The sequence below is a fragment of the Amycolatopsis sp. N2S4-7 genome (assembly GCF_058119595.1).
This window is the reverse complement of the sequence record NZ_CP172299.1, coordinates 2,820,587-2,838,559: the sequence shown is the minus strand read 5'-3', so window position 1 is coordinate 2,838,559 and position 17,973 is coordinate 2,820,587. Positions and strand designations below refer to the sequence as shown.

General features: G+C 72.0%; 14 protein-coding genes. 8 read left to right on the top strand and 6 right to left on the bottom strand.

Annotation, left to right across the window (positions count from 1 at the left end; translation table 11 throughout):
* Positions 1 to 11: 11 nt before the first annotated feature.
* The 3 genes from ACH54P_RS13145 to ACH54P_RS13135 all read right to left on the bottom strand — a co-directional run bounded on the left by ACH54P_RS13145 (position 12) and on the right by ACH54P_RS13135 (position 4,711).
* Positions 12 to 2,948 (bottom strand): ribonucleoside-diphosphate reductase subunit alpha, encoded by a 2,937-nt coding sequence (locus ACH54P_RS13145; RefSeq protein WP_489912659.1) that lies wholly within the window; start codon positions 2,946 to 2,948, stop codon positions 12 to 14.
* Positions 2,949 to 3,266: 318 nt separating this feature from the next.
* Positions 3,267 to 3,875 (bottom strand): acetoacetate decarboxylase family protein, encoded by a 609-nt coding sequence (locus ACH54P_RS13140; protein WP_489912658.1) that lies wholly within the window; start codon positions 3,873 to 3,875, stop codon positions 3,267 to 3,269.
* A complete protein-coding gene (locus ACH54P_RS13135) occupies positions 3,872 to 4,711 on the bottom strand; it encodes an enoyl-CoA hydratase-related protein (protein ID WP_489912657.1) in 840 nt (279 codons plus the stop codon). The genes ACH54P_RS13140 and ACH54P_RS13135 overlap by 4 nt, the downstream gene beginning before the upstream one ends.
* Before the next feature lie 139 nt (positions 4,712 to 4,850).
* On the opposite strand from ACH54P_RS13135, the gene ACH54P_RS13130 reads away from it, so the two are divergent.
* The 8 genes from ACH54P_RS13130 to ACH54P_RS13095 are packed head-to-tail and all read left to right on the top strand — an operon-like array spanning position 4,851 to position 14,629.
* Positions 4,851 to 5,642, top strand: a complete 792-nt coding sequence (locus ACH54P_RS13130; RefSeq protein ID WP_489912656.1) for a TIGR03084 family metal-binding protein — start codon at positions 4,851 to 4,853, stop codon at positions 5,640 to 5,642.
* Positions 5,639 to 7,327 carry an acyclic terpene utilization AtuA family protein gene (locus ACH54P_RS13125; RefSeq protein WP_489912655.1) on the top strand — a complete coding sequence of 563 codons (1,689 nt, stop codon included), beginning with the start codon at positions 5,639 to 5,641 and terminating at the stop codon, positions 7,325 to 7,327. The genes ACH54P_RS13130 and ACH54P_RS13125 overlap by 4 nt, the downstream gene beginning before the upstream one ends.
* Positions 7,324 to 8,472, top strand: a complete 1,149-nt coding sequence (locus tag ACH54P_RS13120; protein WP_489912654.1) for an acyl-CoA dehydrogenase family protein — start codon at positions 7,324 to 7,326, stop codon at positions 8,470 to 8,472. The genes ACH54P_RS13125 and ACH54P_RS13120 overlap by 4 nt, the downstream gene beginning before the upstream one ends.
* Positions 8,469 to 10,067: an acyl-CoA carboxylase subunit beta gene (locus ACH54P_RS13115; protein ID WP_489912653.1), complete on the top strand. Its 1,599-nt coding sequence runs from the start codon at positions 8,469 to 8,471 to the stop codon at positions 10,065 to 10,067. The genes ACH54P_RS13120 and ACH54P_RS13115 overlap by 4 nt, the downstream gene beginning before the upstream one ends.
* 7 nt (positions 10,068 to 10,074) lie before the next feature.
* Positions 10,075 to 12,024, top strand: a complete 1,950-nt coding sequence (locus ACH54P_RS13110; protein ID WP_489912652.1) for an acetyl/propionyl/methylcrotonyl-CoA carboxylase subunit alpha — start codon at positions 10,075 to 10,077, stop codon at positions 12,022 to 12,024.
* A complete protein-coding gene (locus ACH54P_RS13105; protein WP_489912651.1) occupies positions 12,021 to 13,187 on the top strand; it encodes an acyl-CoA dehydrogenase family protein in 1,167 nt (388 codons plus the stop codon). The genes ACH54P_RS13110 and ACH54P_RS13105 overlap by 4 nt, the downstream gene beginning before the upstream one ends.
* A gap of 9 nt (positions 13,188 to 13,196) precedes the next feature.
* The gene (locus tag ACH54P_RS13100; RefSeq protein ID WP_489912650.1) at positions 13,197 to 14,033 is read left to right on the top strand and encodes an SDR family oxidoreductase; all 837 of its coding nucleotides are present in this window, start codon (positions 13,197 to 13,199) and stop codon (positions 14,031 to 14,033) included.
* A complete protein-coding gene (locus ACH54P_RS13095; RefSeq protein ID WP_489912649.1) occupies positions 14,030 to 14,629 on the top strand; it encodes a TetR/AcrR family transcriptional regulator in 600 nt (199 codons plus the stop codon). Before ACH54P_RS13100 ends, ACH54P_RS13095 begins: the two co-directional genes overlap by 4 nt.
* A gap of 1 nt (position 14,630) precedes the next feature.
* Here ACH54P_RS13095 and ACH54P_RS13090 read toward each other — a convergent pair whose 3' ends face one another.
* The 3 genes from ACH54P_RS13090 to ACH54P_RS13080 form a co-directional block, all read right to left on the bottom strand.
* Entirely contained in the window at positions 14,631 to 15,275 is a 645-nt protein-coding gene (locus ACH54P_RS13090) for a response regulator (RefSeq protein WP_489912648.1), read from the bottom strand.
* A complete protein-coding gene (locus ACH54P_RS13085; protein ID WP_489912647.1) occupies positions 15,272 to 16,354 on the bottom strand; it encodes a sensor histidine kinase in 1,083 nt (360 codons plus the stop codon). The genes ACH54P_RS13090 and ACH54P_RS13085 overlap by 4 nt, the downstream gene beginning before the upstream one ends.
* A 169-nt stretch (positions 16,355 to 16,523) precedes the next feature.
* Positions 16,524 to 17,876 (bottom strand): alpha/beta fold hydrolase, encoded by a 1,353-nt coding sequence (locus ACH54P_RS13080; RefSeq protein ID WP_489912646.1) that lies wholly within the window; start codon positions 17,874 to 17,876, stop codon positions 16,524 to 16,526.
* Positions 17,877 to 17,973: the final 97 nt, after the last annotated feature.

The window sequence follows — 17,973 nt, the reverse complement described above, 5'->3', positions numbered from 1 at the left end:
TGCAGGGTTCCTTACTGGCAGGCTTCGCAGTCGGGGTCGTCGATGCGGCAGGCGGCGCCTTCGGTGGCGACGAAGTCGACGTCGGTCGACGGCATCTCCTTCGGCTCCGGCTTCACGGCCGGGACCGAAGCCGACGGCGACGGCGACGGCGCGGGAGCGGGCGTGGGCGCCGGGGCGGCCGCGGGAGCCGCCGGGGCCGGGGTGGCCGAGACGGCGTTCAGCTTGCCGTCGGTGCCGCGCAGGGTGCTCTTCTCCACGTGCGTCGCGGACTGCGCCCGCAGGTAGTACGTGGTCTTGAGGCCCTTGTGCCACGCGTAGCGGTACAGCTCGTCGAGCTTGCGGCCGCTCGGCGCCGCGATGTACAGGTTCAGCGACTGCGCCTGGTCGATCCACTTCTGGCGCCGCGAACCCGCGTCCACCAGCCACCTCGACTCGATCTCGAACGCCGTGGCGTACAGCGCCTTGAGGTCGTCCGGGACGCGGTCGATCTGGCCGAGGCTGCCGTCGAAGTACTTCAGGTCCGAAACCATGACCTCGTCCCACAGCCCGCGCGCCTTGAGCGAGCGGACCAGGTGCGGGTTCACCACGGTGAAGTCGCCGGACATGTTCGACTTGACGAACAGGTTCTGGAACAGCGGCTCGATCGACTGGCCGACACCGCAGATGTTGGAGATCGTCGCGGTCGGCGCGATCGCCATCACGTTGGAGTTGCGCATGCCGACGGTCTTGACGCGCTCGCGCAGCGGCGCCCAGTCCAGAGTGGACGACAGGTCGACGTCGAGGCCGTCACCCTGGCGCGCGTCGATGAGCAGCTGCATCGAGTCGATCGGCAGGATGCCCTTGCTCCACAGCGAGCCCTCGAACGACTGGTACTGGCCGCGCTCCTCGGCGAGGTCGGTCGACGCCGAGATCGCGTAGTAGGAGATGTGCTCCATGCTCTCGTCGGCGAACTGCACGGCGGCGTCGGACGACAGCGGCACGCCCAGCTCGAACAGCGCGTCCTGGAAGCCCATCAGCCCCAGCCCGATCGGGCGGTGGCGCAGGTTGGAGCGGCGCGCCTCCGGGATCGTGTAGAAGTTGATGTCGATCACGTTGTCCAGCATGCGGACGGCGGTGCGCACGGTCTTCTCGAGGCGTTCGGTGTCGAGGCCCTCGGGGGTGACGTGCTTGAGCAGGTTCACCGAGCCGAGGTTGCAGACCGCGACCTCTTCGGAGTTCGTGTTCAGCGTGATCTCGGTGCACAGGTTGGACGAGTGCACGACGCCGACGTGCTGCTGCGGCGAGCGCAGGTTGCACGGGTCCTTGAACGTGATCCACGGGTGGCCGGTCTCGAACAGCATGGTCAGCATGCGGCGCCACAGGTCGACCGCGCGGATCCGGCGGAACACCTTGATCTCGCCGCGGTCGGCCATCGCCTCGTACTCGCGGTAGCGGGCGGCGAACTCGTTGCCGTAGAGGTCGTGCAGGTCCGGCGTCTCGTTCGGCGAGAACAGCGTCCACTCGGCGCCTGCCTCGACGCGGCGGAGGAACTCGTCCGGCACCCAGTTCGCGGTGTTCATGTCGTGGGTGCGGCGCCGGTCGTCGCCGGTGTTCTTGCGCAGGTCGAGGAACTCCTCGATGTCCACGTGCCACGTCTCGAGGTACGCGCAGGCCGCGCCCTTGCGCTTGCCGCCCTGGTTGACCGCGACCGCGGTGTCGTTGGCGATCTTGAGGAACGGCACGACACCCTGCGACTGGCCGTTGGTGCCCTTGATGTGCGCGCCGAGGCCGCGGACCGGGGTCCAGTCGTTGCCGAGGCCGCCCGAGTACTTCGCCAGCAGCGCGTTGTTCTTGTACGCCTGGAAGATGGAGTCCAGGTCGTCGTCCACCGTGGTCAGGAAGCAGGACGACAGCTGCGGGCGCGTGGTGCCCGAGTTGAACAGCGTCGGGGTGGACGCCATGAAGTGGAAGCTGGACAGCAGCTCGTAGAACTCGATGGCGCGCGCTTCGCGGTCGTCTTCGCGGATCGCGAGGCCCATCGCGACGCGCATGAAGAACGCCTGCGGCAGCTCGAAGCGGGTGCCGTCGTGGTGCTGGAAGTACCGGTCGTACAGCGTCTGCAGGCCGAGGAAGCCGAAGTCGAGGTCGCGCTCGGGCCGGATCGCGGCGGTGATCTTGTCCAGGTCGAAGCGCTGCAGCTCGGCGTCCACCAGCTCCAGCTCGATGGCGCGGCGCAGGTAGGCGCGGAAGTACGGCGCGTACTCGCCGGTCATCTCGTCCTGGCTGGCCTGGCGCGGCTTGCCGGCCAGGTAGGTCAGCGCCTCGCCGCGCAGCTTGTCCAGCAGCAGGCGGGCGGAGACGTAGGAGTAGTTCGGCTCCTGCTCGACCAGCACGCGGGCGGCCATGATCTGGGCCAGGGCCAGCTCGTCGGCGCTGATGCCGTCGTAGAGGTTGCGCTTGGCCTCGGCCAGCACCGGCTCGGCCTCGACGTCGTCGAGCCCGGCCACGGCCTCGCCCACCACGTGGGACACGCGGGCCCAGTCGAGCGGGCGCAGGACGCCGTCGGCGCCCTTGACGTTCAGCGCGACCTCGGCCGCGACCGGCTTGGCGGCTTCACGGGCCTTCGCGCGCTCGTCGCGGTAGAGGACGTACGCGCGGGCGACCTTGTGGTGCTCGCCGCGCATCAGCGCGAGCTCGACGATGTCCTGGATCTGCTCGATGTGCAGGGCCGTCTCGGGCCCGGCGTGGCGCAGCAGGGTGGTCTCGACCTGCTGGGTCAGCTCGGCGACGACGTGGTGCACGCGGGAGGACGCGGCGGCGTCGCCGCCCTCGACCGCGAGGAACGCCTTCGTCAGCGCGACCGAGATCTTGCCGGCGTCGAACGGCGACACGCTGCCGTCCCGCCGGATGACCCGGATCGCGGTGGGTGTGTCGGCAGCGGAGGGCCGCTGGCCGGTTTCGACTGACATGCGTGTCTCCAAGTTTTCGGGCGCGTTCGATCGCCGCACGGCCTCATGAGGCCGTGCGCTGCAGGTTCTCCAAAGCTGCCCGGCCACCCTCCGCAGCGGTCTCCCCGTCGCTGGGGGCTGCCGGTTCCCAGAGACTACATGTAGGGGTGCCCGCCCGCGCGGGACCCCAGATGGCGTGTCGTGGTCTCACTCAGGCGGGTTAAGTGATCACCGAGAGATGCACTTCACCGGGCGGAGCAGGGCTTCCGGCGGTAGGTTCGCGCCCCGGCCGGGCGGCCCGCCGGTGCCGGGTGGTCCGGTGGGCCCGCGCCGGGGACTTCAGGCGCCGAAGCGCAACGTCGAAGAAGGCAGCTCGAGGCTCGCCACCGGGCGGCGGCCCGCCAGGTAGCCGAGCGGGCCGTCCGGGTTGAAGCTCCAGTCCGCCGAGGCCGGGCGGGGGCGGATCTTCGCGCCGACCGGGGTGCGCAGCAGGGCGCCGTCGCGTTCCTGGACCACTTCGAACGCCGTCGGGAACCGCAGGGGCAGGGCGGCCCGGCGGGTGAACGCCGCCGTCGCGATCCAGTCGTCCGGTGTCGCCGCGGTGGCCGTGAACGTGCGGCCGCCGGTGAACTCCAGCGTTGCCAGGTCCTTCGGGATCGCCCACAGCTCGCGGCCGCCGGCGAGCGAGGCTTCGCTGTCGACCCAGATCTCGGTGATCGAGCACGACACCTTGCGCGCCTTGACCGACACCGCGGAGAGGAGTTCGTGGTAGGCCAGCTGCCCGGGCGGGGTGTAGTCGATCCACGCCGTGAACACCGACGCGCAACCGGCCACCAGCAGCGGCTCGGCGCCCGGCGGGAGGCCGGGCAGCTCGACCGGCGGCACGCGCCAGATCGACACCCGCGCGTCGGCGGTCAGGTTCCAGGGCTGCGGCGGGTAGGTGCTCATTTCTCCAGCCAGGGCAGGTAGTCGGGCAGGTCCTGGTCGACGCGCATGCCGAACGCGGGCGGCCGCTTCTGCAGGAACGACAGGACGCCTTCGACGGCGTCCGGGCTCGCGCCGAGCCCGCCGATGAGCTTCGAGTCGAGTTCGTGCACCGGCAACGGCGACTCGGCGCTCGCCATCCGGTAGAGCAGCTGCCGGGTGACCGCGACCGACACCGGCGCGGTCTTCTCCACGATCTCGCGCGCCAGCTTGTACGCCTCGTCGAGCACCGTCCCGGCCGGGAACACCTGGTGCACCAAGCCCCGTTCGAGGGCCTCGGCGGCGGGGAAGACGCGGCCGCTGATCATCCAGTCGAGCGCGGTGCCCATCCCGACGAGCCGGGGGAGGAACCACGCCGACGCGCCTTCGGGGTAGATGCCGCGGCGGGTGAACACGAAGCCGAAGCGGGAGTCGTCCGAGGCGAGCCGGTAGTCGCACGACAGCGTGATGGTGATGCCGCCGCCGACGGCCGCGCCGTGCAGGGCCGCGATCACCGGCTTGTTCATGGCGAAGATCCGCTTCGAGCACCGGCCGGCGGGCTCCTGCCAGGCAGTGTCCGGGCCCTTCTGCGGATCGAAGTCGAAGCCGCCCTGCGACAGGTCCGCGCCGACGCAGAAGTCGCGGCCGGCCCCGGTCAGCACGACGACCCGGACGTCCTCGTCGCGATCGGCGCGGTCCATGGCCGCCCCGAGCTCGTCGGCCATCCGGATCGTGTAGCCGTTGCGCGCCTCCGGGCGGTTCAGCGTCACGGTGGCGATCCGCTCCGCGACGGCGTAGGTGATCTCGGCGTAGTCGGCCATGCCGATGAAACTAAGGCAGTCCGACGCTACTGGCAAGATGTCAATAGTGGAGCCGCAGCGTCCGGGCGTAAACAATCAGGCGCGCTTGATTTTTCCGACCACCGGTGCCACCCTGGCCGCAGGACGCAAGGAGGCGGCGATGGCGGATCTCGGCGTGATCCTCGGGGATCTCGACGCGGAGACACGGACGATCGACGACGTGGTGGCGCAGCTGCCGGCGTCGGACTGGGCGCGGGCGACGCCCGCCGAGGGGTGGACGATCGCGCACCAGATCGCGCACCTGGCCTGGACCGACCGGAAGGCCCTGATCGCGGCCGCGCACCCGGAGCAGTGGCAGGGCGAGGTCGAAGAACTCCTCAAGGCCGGGGAGACCTACGTCGACGACGGGGCCGCGGCCGGGGCCGAACGGCCGCCGCGCGAAATCCTCGACGACTGGCGAGAAGGCCGGAAGCAGCTCGCCGAAGCCCTCGCCGCGGTGCCCGACGGGCAGAAGCTGCCCTGGTACGGGCCGCCGATGAGTGCCGCCTCGATGGCGACCGCGCGGATGATGGAGACCTGGGCCCACGGCCAGGACGTCTTCGACGCCCTCGGCCTGACCCGCGAGCCGACCGCGCGGCTGTGGCACATCGCCCGCTTCGGCACCCGCACCCGCGACTTCGCCTACCTGACCCACTCCCTGGCCCCGCCGGCGGAGGAGTTCCGCGTCGAACTCGCCGCGCCGGACGGCTCCACCTGGGCGTTCGGGCCCGAGGACGCCGCGCAGAAGCTCACCGGCAGCGCCCTGGACTTCTGCCTCGTCGTCACCCAGCGGCGGCACCCGGCCGACACCGATCTGGCCGCCCACGGCGCCGACGTCGAGGAGTGGCTCGGCATCGCCCAGGCCTTCGCCGGGCCTCCGGGTGACGGCAGGAAGCCGGGGCAGTTCGCATGACCTACCGCATCGGCAACGCGTCCGGCTTCTACGGCGACCGCTTCTCCGCCGTCCGCGAGATGCTCACCGGCGGCCCGCTCGACGTCCTGACCGGCGACTACCTGGCCGAGCTGACCATGCTCATCCTCGGCCGCGACCGGATGAAGGACGCGAACCGCGGCTACGCCAAGACGTTCCTGCGCCAGATGGAGGAAAACCTCGGGCTGGCGCAGGAGAACGGCGTCAAGATCGTCGCCAACGCGGGTGGGCTCAACCCCGCCGGACTGGCCGACGCGCTCCGCGAGCTGGCGGCGAAACTCGGGCTCGACGTCCAGATCGCGCACGTCGAAGGCGACGACCTCGTCGCCCGCGCCGAGGAGCTGGGATTCGGGAAACCGCTGACCGCCAACGCCTACCTCGGCGCGTGGGGCATCGCGGAATGCCTGAACGCGGGCGCGGACGTCGTCGTCACCGGGCGCGTCACCGACGCCTCGGTGATCGTCGGCCCCGCCGCCGCGCACTACGGCTGGGCCCGCGACGACTACGACGCCCTCGCCGGTGCGGTCGCGGCCGGGCACGTCATCGAATGCGGCGCCCAGGCCACCGGCGGCAACTACGCTTTCTTCACCGAGCACTCCCTCGGCGTGCCCGGCTTCCCGATCGCCGAGATCGAGGCCGACGGCTCCAGCGTGATCACCAAACACCCCGGCACCGGCGGCGTGGTGAACGTCGGCACGGTCACCGCGCAGCTGCTGTACGAGATCACCGGCGCGCGGTACGCCGGGCCTGACGTGACGACCCGGTTCGACACGCTGTCCCTCGCCGAAGACGGGCCCGGCCGCGTCCGGATCTCCGGCGTCCGCGGCGAAGCCCCGCCGCCGACGCTCAAGGTCGCCCTCAACACCCTGGGCGGGTTCCGCAACGAGACGACGTTCGTCCTCACCGGACTGGACATCGAAGCGAAAGCCGCGCTGGTGCGGGAACAACTCGAAGCTTCCCTCAAGGACCGGCCGCCCGCCGACGTCCGCTGGACGCTGGCCAGGACCGACCACCGGGACGCCGACACCGAGCAGACCGCGAGCGCCCTGCTGCACGTCGCCGTGAAGGACGCCGATCCGAAGGTGGCCGGCCGCGCGTTCACCGGCGCCGCCGTCGAGCTGGCGCTGGCCAGCTACCCCGGCTTCCACGTCACGGCGCCGCCGTCGGACGCGTCGCCGTACGGCGTCTACACCGCGGCCTACGTGGACGCCGGCCAGGTGCCGCACGTCGCCGTCCTGCCGGACGGGATGCGTGTCGACATAGCGCCTTCGACGTCCACCCGGGAGTTGTCCGAAGTGGACGAGCCCGCGCTGCCCGAGCCGCTGGACCACGGGCCGGTGCGGCGGGTGCCCCTGGGCGCGATCACCGGCGCCCGCAGCGGCGACAAGGGCGGCAACGCCAACCTCGGCGTCTGGGTGCGCTCGGAAGAGGCCTGGCGGTGGCTCGTGCACCGGCTGACCGTCGCCGAGTTCAAGCTGCTGCTCCCCGAAACCGCGGACCTGCCGGTGACCCGCTACCTCCTGCCCAACCTGTGGGCGATGAACTTCGTCGTCGAGGGCATTCTCGGCGAGGGCGTCGCGTCGCAGGCGCGGTTCGACCCGCAGGCCAAGGCCCTGGGCGAGTGGCTGCGGTCCCGCGAGATCGACGTCCCCGAGGTGCTGCTGTGACCGATCCCTTCCGGACGCCCGAACGGGCCGAGCTGCGCAAGACCGTGCGCCGGTTCGTCGAGCAGGAGGTCCTGCCGCACCTCGGCGACTGGGAACGCGAGGGTGAGCTGCCCCGGGAGCTGCACCGCAAGGCCGGGGACCTCGGCCTGCTCGGCGTCGCCTTCCCCGAGGAGATCGGCGGCGGCGACGGCAACTACCTCGACGCCCTGGTCGTCGCCGAGGAGATGCACTACGCGGGCGGCTCGGGCGGGCTGTTCGCCTCCCTGTTCACCTGCGGCATCGCCGTCCCGCACATCGCCGAGGCGAACGACCCGGTCCAGGTCGAACGTTGGGTCCGCCCGACGCTCGCCGGCGACAAGATCGGCTCCCTGGCCGTCACCGAACCGGACGGCGGCTCCGACGTCGCCGGGATCCGCACCACCGCCGTCCGCGAGGGCGACGAATACGTCGTCAACGGCGCCAAGACGTTCATCACCTCGGGCTGCCGCGCGGACTTCGTGACGACGGTCGTCCGCACCGGCGGCGACGGCGCGCACGGGCTCTCGCTCATCGTCGTCGAACGCGGGACGCCCGGCTTCACCGTGTCGCGCAAGCTGGAGAAGATGGGCTGGCTCTGCTCGGACACCGCCGAGCTGTCCTACGTGGACGTCCGCGTGCCCGCCGAGAACCTGGTCGGCACGGAGAACAGCGGGTTCGCGCAGGTGGCCACCCAGTTCGTCACCGAACGGCTTTCGCTGGCCGTGCAGGCGTACGCGCACGCGCAGCGGGCGCTCGACCTCACGCTGGACTGGTGCCGGCTGCGCGAGACGTTCGGGCGGCCGCTCATCTCGCGGCAGGTCGTGCAGCACAAGCTCACGGAGATGGCGCGTCGCGTGGATGTGGCGCGCACCTACACCCGCCACGCCGCGATCCGGCACGTGTCGGGCGAAGAAGTCATCGCCGAAGCCTGTTTCGCCAAGAACACCGCCGTCGAAGCCGCCGAGTGGGTGGTCAACGAGGCCGTCCAGCTGCACGGCGGGCTCGGCTACATGCGCGAGTCCGAAGTGGAGCGGCACTACCGCGACGTCCGGATCCTCGGCATCGGCGGCGGCACCACCGAGATCCTCACCGGCCTGGCCGCGAAGCGATTGGGATACACCTCGTGACGACTCTGAGGTCCACAGTGGACACGCGGGCCGCCGAGTTCGGCGCGAACCGCGAGGCGATGCTGGAGAAGCTCGCCGAGATCGACGCCGAGCACGCCAAGGCCGTGGCCGGTGGCGGCGAGAAGTACGTCGAACGCCACCGCAAGCGCGGCAAGCTCCTGGCCCGCGAACGGATCGAGCTGCTGCTCGACCAGGACTCGCCGTTCCTGGAGCTCTCGCCGCTCGCGGCGTGGGGCACCGACTACCGCGTCGGCGCGAGCCTGGTGACCGGGATCGGCGTCGTCGAAGGCGTCGAGTGCCTGATCTCGGCGAGCGACCCGACGGTCAAGGGTGGCGCGAGCAACCCGTGGACGACCAAGAAGAGCTTCCGCGCCGCCGACATCGCCGCGCAGAACCGGCTGCCGTCGATCAACCTCGTCGAATCCGGCGGTGCGGACCTGCCCACGCAGAAGGAGATCTTCATCCCGGGCGGCCGGATCTTCCGCGACATCACGCGGGCCTCGGCCGCCGGCTGCCCGACGATCGCGCTGGTCTTCGGCAACTCCACGGCCGGCGGGGCGTACCTGCCGGGCATGTCGGACTACGTCGTGATGGTCAAGGAACGCGCGAAGGTGTTCCTCGGCGGGCCGCCGCTGGTCAAGATGGCGACCGGCGAGGAGTCCGACGACGAGTCGCTCGGCGGCGCCGAGATGCACGCGCGGACCTCGGGCCTGGCCGACTACCTCGCCGCCGACGAGCAGGACGCGATCCGGCTCGGCCGCAACATCGTCAAGCGGCTCAACTGGACCAAGCAGGGGCCGACGCCGAAGCCGGACTACGAAGAGCCGCTTTACGACCCCGAAGACCTGCTCGGCATCGTGCCGACGGACCTCAAGGTGCCGTTCGACCCGCGCGAGGTCATCGCCCGCGTCGTCGACGGCTCCGACTTCGACGAGTTCAAGCCGCTGTACGGCTCTTCGCTCGTGACCGGCTGGGCGAGCATCCACGGCTACCCGGTCGGCGTGCTGGCCAACGCCCAGGGCGTGCTGTTCGGCGAGGAGTCGCAGAAGGCCGCGCAGTTCATCCAGCTGGCCAACCAGATCCACACCCCGCTGGTGTTCCTGCACAACACGACCGGCTACATGGTCGGCAAGGAGTACGAGCAGAGCGGCATCATCAAGCACGGCGCGATGATGATCAACGCGGTGTCGAACTCGAAGGTGCCGCACCTGTCCGTCCTCATGGGAGCGTCCTACGGCGCCGGGCACTACGGGATGTGCGGCCGCGCCTACGACCCCCGCTTCCTGTTCGCGTGGCCGAGCGCGAAGTCCGCGGTGATGGGCCCGGCGCAGCTGGCCGGCGTGCTGTCCATCGTGGCCCGCGCGGCGGCCGAAAGCCGCGGCCAGGAGTACAACGAGGAGCACGACAAGGCCATGCGCGCCATGGTGGAAGGCCAGATCGAGGCCGAGTCGATGCCGATGTTCCTTTCCGGCATGCTCTACGACGACGGCATCATCGACCCGCGCGACACCCGCACCGTGCTGGGCCTGAGCCTGTCCGCGATCCACAATGGACCAGTGAAGGGCGCCGAGGGCTTCGGCGTCTTCCGGATGTGAGTGAGCGATGATCCAGAACCTGCTGGTCGCCAACCGCGGCGAGATCGCCCGCCGCGTCTTCCGCACCTGCCGCGACACCGGGATCGGCACCGTCGCGGTGTTCTCCGACGCCGATGCCGCCGCGCCCCACGCGCTGGAAGCCGACGCGGCCGTCCGGCTGCCCGGCAACGCGCCGTCCGAGACGTACCTGCGGGCGGAACTGCTGGTCAAGGCCGCGGCCGACACCGGCGCCGACGCCGTCCACCCCGGCTACGGCTTCCTGTCCGAGAACGCCGCGTTCGCGCGGGCCGTCCTGGACGCCGGGCTGACCTGGGTCGGGCCGCCGCCGGAGGCCATCGAGACCATGGGCTCCAAAGTCGAGTCCAAGCGGCTGATGGCCGCGGCCGGTGTGCCCGTGCTGTCCGAACTGGACCCGGCGTCGGTGACCTCGGACGACCTGCCGCTGCTCGTCAAGGCCTCCGCGGGCGGCGGCGGCCGCGGGATGCGCGTGGTCCGGAAGCTGAACGAGCTGGCCGAGGCCGTGGAAGGCGCGAGCGCGGAGGCGGGGTCGGCTTTCGGCGACCCCACCGTCTTCTGCGAGCGCTACCTGGAGACCGGGCGGCACATCGAGGTGCAGGTGCTCGCCGACCGGCACGGCACGGTGTGGGCGGTGGGGGAGCGGGAGTGCTCGATCCAGCGCCGTCACCAGAAGGTCGTCGAAGAAGCGCCGTCGCCGTTCGTCGACGCGGCGATGCGCGAGGAACTGTTCGAGGCCGCGCGCAAAGCCGCGAAGGCGATCGACTACGTCGGCGCGGGCACGGTCGAGTTCCTGGCCGGGCCGGACGGCCGCTTCTACTTCCTCGAGATGAACACCCGGCTGCAGGTCGAGCACCCGGTCACCGAGAACGTCACCGGCCTGGACCTGGTCGCGTTGCAGCTGCGGATCGCCGAAGGCGAGCGGCTGCCCGCCGACCCGCCGCCGACCGTCGGCCACTCCATCGAGGTCCGGCTCTACGCCGAGGACCCGGCGGCCGGCTGGCAGCCGCAGAGCGGCACGCTGCACACGTTCGAAGTGCCCGAGGTGGACCGTTCGTTCGAACACGGACCCGGCCTCAGGCTCGACTCCGGTTTCGAGACCGGTTCGGTGGTGGGCGTCCACTACGACCCGATGCTCGCCAAGGTCATCACCTGGGCACCGACCCGCGCCGGAGCGGCCCGGCGGCTCGCCAAGGCCCTCGCCGCGACGAAGATCCACGGCGTCGTCACCAACCGCGACCTGCTGGTGAACATCCTGCGGCACGAAGCCTTCCTGGCGGGGGAGACCGATACGGCGTTCTTCGGCCGCCACGGCCTCGACACCCTCGCCGCGCCGTTGGCCACTGTGGACACCGAGCGGCTCTCGGCCCTCGCGGCAGCCTTGGCGGACGCGGCGGCCAACCGGGCGTCGGCCACCACGCAGAGCAGGCTGCCGAGCGGCTGGCGCAACGTCCGCTCCGCCGGGCAGCGCAAGGTCTTCACGGTCGCGGACCGCGAATACGAGGTCGTCTACTCGCTGACGCGAGACGGCTTGAAAGCCGAGGGGTTCGACGCCGAGCTGGTCAGCGCCGAGCCGGGACGGGTCGTCCTGGACGTCGCCGGGGTGCGACGTGCCTTCGACGTCGCCCGCCACGACGGCGTGTCCTACGTGGACTCCGCACTCGGCTCGGTGGCGCTGACGGCCGAGCCGCGGTTCGCCGACCCGGACGCCGCCCTCGCCGCGGGGTCGCTGGTCGCGCCGATGCCGGGCACCGTCGTGCGGCTCGCCGTCCAGGCCGGGGACCCGGTCAAGGCCGGTGATCCGCTGCTGTGGCTCGAGGCGATGAAGATGGAACACCGGATCGCCGCCCCCGCCGACGGCGTGGTCGCGGAACTGCCGGTGACAGTGGGACAGCAGGTCGAAGTGGGCACGATCCTCGCGGTGGTGGGAGAAGCGGAATGAACGCCATGAACTTCATCGAGCCTGAGGAGCGGATCGCGCTTCGCAAGGCCGTCGCCGAACTCGGCGCCAAGTACGGGCACGAGTACTACGCCCGCAAGGCCCGTGCCGACGAGAAGACGCACGAGCTGTGGGACGAGGCCGGGCGGCTGGGCTACCTCGGCGTCAACATCCCCGAGGAGTACGGCGGCGGGGGCGCGGGCATCGCCGACCTCGCCGCGGTGCTCGAAGAACTGGCCGCGGCGGGCTCGCCGCTGCTGCTCATGGTCGTCTCGCCGGCGATCTGCGGCACGGTCATCTCCCGGTTCGGCACCGACGAGCAGAAGAAGCAGTGGCTGCCCGGCATCGCCGACGGCACCAAGCGGATGGTCTTCGCCATCACCGAACCGGACGCCGGGTCGAACTCGCACAAGATCACCACCACCGCGCGGCGGGACGCCGGCGGCTGGGTCCTCAACGGACGGAAGGTCTACATCTCCGGCGTCGACGAGGCCGACGCGGTGCTCGTCGTCGGCCGCATGGAGGACGCCAGGACCGGGAAGCTCAAGCCCGCGCTGTTCATCCTGCCGACGGGCACCCCGGGCTTCGAGTACACGAAGATCCCGATGGACATCGTCGCGCCGGAAGACCAGTTCTCGCTGTTCCTCGACGACGTCAAGCTCCCGGCCGAGGCCCTGGTCGGGGAGGAGGACGCGGCGATCGCGCAGCTGTTCGCCGGCCTCAACCCGGAACGCATCATGGGGGCGTCGTTCTCCCTCGGCATCGCCCGGTACGCGCTGGCCAAGGCCGTCGGCTACGCGAACGAGCGGCAGGTCTGGGGCGCCCCGATCGGCACCCACCAGGGCCTCGCGCACCCGCTCGCCGAGATCAAGATCGAGCTCGAGCTGGCGAAGCTGATGACCCAGAAGGCGGCGTCGCTGTACGACTCGGGCGACGACTTCGGCGCGGGGGAGTCGGCCAACATGGCCAAGTACGCCGCCGCCGAGGTCGCGATCCGGGCCACCGACCAGGCCGTGCAGACCCACGGCGGCAACGGCCTCGCCACCGAGTACGGCCTCGGCACCCTGGTGACGGCGGTGCGCCTGGGCCGGATCGCCCCGGTCAGCCGCGAGATGGTGCTCAACTTCGTCGGCCAGCACAGCCTCGGGCTGCCCAAGTCCTACTAGGAGAGTCGCATGTCCGCTTTGGACGGCAAGACGATCATCATGTCCGGCGGCAGCCGCGGCATCGGCGAGGCGATCGCGCTCCGGGCCGCGAAGGACGGCGCGAACATCGCGCTGCTGGCCAAGACCGCCGAGCCGCACCCGAAGCTGCCCGGCACGATCTACACCGCCGCGGAGGCCATCGAGAAGGCGGGCGGGCACGCGTTGCCGATCCTCGGTGACGTCCGCGACGACGACAGCGTCGCCGCCGCCGTGGCGAAGACCGCCGAGCAGTTCGGCGGCATCGACATCGTCGTGAACAACGCGAGCGCGATCGACCTGACGCCGACCGAGCAGGTCAGCATGAAACGCTACGACCTGATGCAGGACATCAACGCGCGCGGCACCTTCCTGCTGTCCAAACTGGCCATCCCGCACCTGCGGCGGTCCGCCAACGCGCACATCCTGACGCTGTCGCCGCCGATCAGCCTCGACGAGAAGTGGTTCACCGCCGGCCACCTCGCCTACAGCATCGCGAAGTACTCGATGAGCCTGGTGACCGTCGGCCTGGCCGCGGAGCTGAAGAAGGACGGCGTCGCGGTCAACTCGCTGTGGCCGCGGACGACGATCGACACCGCGGCGATCCGCAACGTCGTCGGCGCGGAGCTGGCCGACCGCAGCCGGACGCCGGAGATCATGGCCGACGCCGCGTACGTGATCCTCACCAAGCCCAGCCGCGAGGCGACCGGGAACTTCTTCCTCGACGACGAGGTCCTGCGCGCCGCGGGCGTCACCGACTTCGCGAAGTACCGCGTCGGCGGCGCTTCGGAAGAGGACCTCCAGCTCGACTTCTGGGTCGAACCGGCTTGACCGGCATCCGCGAACCCCAGCAGGAACGCAGCCGCACCACGCGGCGGCGGCTGATCGAGGCCGCGCTCGACAGCTTCGGCGAGCGCGGCTGGTACGGCGTCACGGTGGCCGGGATCGCCGAACGCGCCGGCGTCTCCCGCGGCGCCGCGCAGCACCACTTCCCGACCCGCGAGGACCTCGTGGTGGCGGCCGTCGACCTGCTCGGGGAGTCCCAGATCGACGAGCTGCGGGCCCGGGCCGCCGACCTGCCGACCGGGACGTCCCGCATCGAGCGCGTCGTCGAAATGGTGCTGAACCTCTACACCGGGCCGCTGTTCCGCGCCGCCCTGCAGCTCTGGTCGGTTGCGGCCACCGACGACGCGCTGCGGGACGTGCTGGTGCCGCTGGAAGCGCGGGTCGGGCGGGAGGCGCACCGGGTCACGGTCGAGCTGCTCGGCGTCGACGAGTCCCGGCCGGGGGTGCGGGAGCTGGTCCAGGCCACCCTGGACCTCGGGCGCGGCCTCGGCCTGGCGAATCTGCTCACCGACGACACCCGCCGCCGGCGCCAGATCGTCCGGGAGTGGGCCCGCACCCTGGAAGTGCGGCTGGCCGGGTGAGTCAGTCCAGGAGCCCGTGCTCGTAGACGTAGATCACGAGGTGGACCCGGGTGCGCAGGCCGAGCTTGGCCAGCACCCGCGCCACGTGCGTCTTCACCGTGCCTTCGCCGACGGTGAGGGCAGCGGCGATCTCGGCGTTGCTCAGGCCCAGCGCCACGTGCCGCAGCACTTCGCGTTCGCGCGGGGTCAGCAGCTCCAGCCCGGCCGGGGCCTTCGGGGGTGCGGGCTCGGCGAGCCGGCGGAGGGTGCGGCGGGTGACCTGCGGGTCGAGCAGCCCCTGGCCCTTCGCCGCCGCGCGGACGGCGTCGACCAGCAGCGCCGGCTCGCTGTCCTTGAGCACGAACCCGGCCGCGCCCGCCCGGAGCGCGCCGAACAGGTACTCGTCGACGTCGAACGTCGTCAGCGCGACGACGGCCGGCGCGGGGTTGACCGACTCGGCGATCCGGCGGATGGCGGCGATCCCGTCCAGGCGCGGCATCCGCAGGTCGAGCACCACGACGTCGACACCGCACCACCGGGCCTTTTCGACGGCTTCGACACCGTCGGCGGCCTCGGCGACCACCTCGATGTCTTCTTCGGCGTCGAGGACCAGGCGCAGGGCCCAGCGGATCGGCTCCTGGTCGTCGGCGAGCAGGGTGCGGATCACCGGGGGAGCCGCGCTTCGACTCGCCAGCCGGTCGGGTGGTGGGGTTCGATGCGCAGGGTGCCGCCGAGCAGCCGGGTCCGCTCCCGCATGCCGCGCAGGCCGGCGCCTTCGGCGGGAGCGCCGGGCCGGGTGGACCCGTTGTCCGCCACGGTGATCACGACGGCGTCCGGGCGGTGGTCGACGCGCAGGTCGACGCGGGTCGCGTCGGAGTGGCGCAGGACGTTGGTGAGCGCTTCCTGGGCCAGCCGGTAGCCGGCGTGGTCGACCAGCGCCGGCAGCGGCGCCGCCGGGCCGCTCCGGGTGAGGGTGACGGTGCGGCCCTGACCCGTCGTGCGTTCGACCAAAGTGTCCAAATCGGACAGTGAGGTCCCGTTCGCGGGCAGCGCGGCACGCACCTCGGCCAGGGCGGAGGCCGAGGCGTCGGCGATGGTGGCCAGGGCCCGGTCGGCGACCGGTGGCAGCTCGCGGGCGACGTGGCGGACGGCGGTGGCCTGCATCCGGATCACGGTGAGGTGGTGGCCGACGGCGTCGTGCACCTCGCGCGCGACGCGGGCGTGTTCCTCGGCGACGACGCGGCGGGTCCCCTCCCGGTAGAGCCGGGCGGCTTGCTCGGCGCGGTCGCGGTGCAGCCGCAGGGCGTAGCCGGCCGCGACCGGGGCGACGCCGAGGAGCACGAGGTCGGTGTAGGTGGTCGCCCCCGCCGGCCGCACGCCGGCGACGGCCAGCACGACGAGCCAGCCGACGGAGCAGACGAGCACGGCCACCCGCGGCCGGTGGTAGGCGGCCGACCCGAACGCGGCCATGGCGACCAGCCGCCCGGGCCAGCCCGGCACGGCGGCCCCGATCACGACGCCGGCGCAGAGCACGGCGGCGGTCAGGGGAACGCGGCGGCGGAGGAGCAGAGGTGCGGCGACCACCGCGGAGGCCGCGGCGACGGTGAGCGGAGCGGCGGCCCGTTCGGCCAGCCCGAGACCGAGCACGACGGCCGCGGCCGCCGCGGTGACGAGGAGGTCGCCGGTCGTGGTGCCGCCGAGGCGGGACAGGGATCGCCACGGTCCGGTCGGGTGGTCGGTGGCCATGTCCACGTTGTACACGTCCGGTGGGTGCCTCCGAAGGCCCCGCTGCCGCGCTCGCCACGGTTGCGGCCCGGTCGGTGGCCCTGCCCGGCGGGCGCCCCCGAGGTCGAGCTGAGCACGACGGCCGCGGCCGCGCCGAGATCTCCGCCACGGCATGAAGCCTTCCGCGCCGTCAGGCCGTACCGCCGCAGCGCGATCCGGGCGCCGGCAACTCCCCGTCCTGCAGCCACCGGTGCACGTAGGCCCGTACGCAGGCGTTGCCCCGCAGGTAAAGCGCGTGGCTCCCGGCCGCGGGCAGGTACGTCCCGTGCAGCTGGGCCGCGACGCGGCGGCCGTGCTCCGCGGGGGTCAGCGGGTCGTCGTCGCCGTTCGCGACCAGGACCCGCGGCATCGGCGGCAGCGGGGCGGGCGGGTTCAGCCCGATCCGGGGCAGGCCGGAGCAGTGGCCGGACACCCGCCACGGGTGCGCCGCCCACCCCAGCCGCGGCGCGGCCGCCCGCAGCTCGGCCTCCACCCGTCGCAAGGCCGGGAAGCCGTCGGGCGCGGGGAAGTCCGCGCAGAACGCCGACCGGGCGAGGCGCGCGTCGGGCGGCCCGGGCCGGGGCACCATCGCCGACGTGTCGCCGGCGGCCGCCTGGGCGATTCCCGTGGTGAGGGCGGGCCGGCTGCGGTCGTCGCCGATCCGCGCCGCGGCCCACGCGATGATCATCGGCGCGTCCGGTGTCGCGAGCAGCCGGTCCCAGACGGCGACGACGTCCTGGCCGTGCAGCGCGCAGCCGGCGTCTTCGGCGCACCACCGGGCCATCCGGAACAGGTTGCGTTCGGCCGTCACGGCACCGGCCCGCGCCCACGCCGCCGGGTCCGGCCGGGTGTGGTCCAGGGCGCTGTCGAGGTACATGCGCCCGACGCGGGAGCCGAACAGCGCGGCGTACTCCTGCCCGTACACCGTCCCGTACGAGCTGCCGAAGTAGTCGAGCCGCGGCTCGCCCAGCCGGGCCCGGACCGCGTCCATGTCGTGGGCGACCTGCCGGGCGCCGAGGTGACCGCGGACGTCGCCCATGGCGGTGGTGCAGTCCACCGCGAACTTCGCGTTGGCGGCGGCGTAGGCGTCGTACGCGGTCTCGTCCAGCGGCCCCCGCAGCGGTGCGGGGGTCGCCGTCGGGCACGTGACGTCGAGGCCGCGCGGGTCGAACACCACGACGTCGAACCGCTGCGCGAGGTCGGCGAACTGGTCGCGGTAGCCCGGGACCGCGAAGAGCGGGATCGACTGCCCCGGACCGCCGGGGTTCACCAGGAGGGTGCCGAGCTTCCGGTCCCGGGCCGGGATCTTGAGCAGCGGGACGGTGACGGTGGCGCCGCCGGCCGGGCCGTCCCAGTCGGCGGGCACCCGCATCTCGGTGCACGACAGCCCGTCGTAACAATCCCGCCACGCGAAACCCCCGCCGGCCGTGGCGATCCCGGCACTACCGGCGAGCAGGACCACGCTCCCGGCGACGGCCGTCCCCAGCTTGGTCAGTGCGTTCACGCCTCGATTCGAGCAGCCGGCCACCGCGAGCGCGTCTGCCTTGAGACAGACATTCCGCCGCTGGAACCCCGGCCCCCTCCCGGACGTCCTAGTGTCG